Origin of the sequence: Pseudonocardia charpentierae (assembly GCF_031845345.1) — a bacterium.
In the GTDB taxonomy this organism is placed as follows: domain Bacteria; phylum Actinomycetota; class Actinomycetes; order Mycobacteriales; family Pseudonocardiaceae; genus Pseudonocardia; species Pseudonocardia charpentierae.
Window position 1 is genome coordinate 1 of the sequence record NZ_JAVREJ010000088.1, and the last position, 1260, is coordinate 1260.

General features: G+C 69.4%; 1 protein-coding gene. It reads right to left on the reverse strand.

Annotation, left to right across the window (positions count from 1 at the left end; translation table 11 throughout):
• Positions 1-29: 29 nt before the first annotated feature.
• Positions 30-1142 carry an IS630 family transposase gene (locus RM445_RS31970; protein ID WP_311560599.1) on the reverse strand — a complete coding sequence of 371 codons (1113 nt, stop codon included), beginning with the start codon at positions 1140-1142 and terminating at the stop codon, positions 30-32.
• Positions 1143-1260 lie beyond the last annotated feature (118 nt).

A 1260-nucleotide genomic window follows, 5' to 3' on the forward strand; every position in this document is an offset into this window, starting at 1 on the left:
TAGTGCGGTGGCCACTTAGGTTCGCCGGGTCAGGCTGCTTTCGGTCGGCCCCAGCGGTGTTGGCGTTCGCTGCGGATGCGGGCGCGTTCGCGGCGTTGAGCGGCCAGGACGTCGGGGTGGCGGGCGTTGGCGTTGCGCCAGCGCAGGTAGGCCTGCAGTCGGCGGGCCAGCGCCGGGTGGTTGGGGTGGTTCGAGGCGCCCATCACGAACATGCGCAGCGGCCCGAACTGGGCCTCGATCGGGTTCGCCCAGGACGCGTAGGTCGGGGTGAAACAGAGCTCGACCTTGTGCCGTGCCGCCCAGGCCCGGACGGCGGGGGTCTTGTTCGCCGACAGGTTGTCCATGATCACGTAGATGGGGGCGCCGTCCGGGCGGGCAGCACGGATCGACTTGAGCGCAGCGAGGGTGTGATCACCACCTTTGCGGCGACGCACGACGCCCCAGAGCTGGTCGTCACCGAGGCTGTAGCAGCCGTGGAAGTAGCGGATGCCGTGGGTGCGGGTGTAGGTCGCGGGCAGCCGGGTCGGCTTCGACTCGGGTGACCAGGTGGAGCCGTGACACGGCCGGATCGACAGCGGCCCGAACTGGTCGAACGCGAAGCACCGGTCCGGGAAGCGGCTGGTCACCTCCTCGATGCGGTCGAGCTTGGCGTCCTTGTCCGGGTCGGTCGACTCCTTCCATGTCCGCGTGCGCTGCAGACTCACGTTCTTGTTGTGCAGGATCTGGCGCAGCCGCTCGCGGCTGATGACGATCCGCCGCTCATGGCAGCGGGCGAGGTAGGCGGCGAGCTTGCGCAGGCTCCACCGGGTGAACGGGCAGCCCAGCTTGCTCGGGCGGGTGGTGGCCGTCGTGACGACGAACGCGACGTCGTCATCGGTGATCAGGCGGGGACGGCCTCCCGCCCACTGAGGGTCCAGCGCGGCCAGCCCCTGCTCGTTGAACGCGTGGATCACGTCGCGGACGGTGTCCTCGTCCGCGGCGACCAGCCGGGCGATCGCCGAGACCGGTGTCCCCGACGACGACGCGAGGATGATCGTCGCCCGCCGCACCCGGATCGGATTCGCCCGGCCACTGCGCACGAGCGCGGTCAGCCGCTGCCCCTCCTGCTCGGTCAGCCGTCGCGCTCTGACTGGTTCTGCCATGCAGATCTCCGCTCCCGATCCGACCCGATACCGGAACCGAGGGTGAGATCAACAGCAGTCGAAGCCCGGGACGCTGCACGGCGTGTCGCCAACTAGGCGAACGTTCATGGTCAACGCA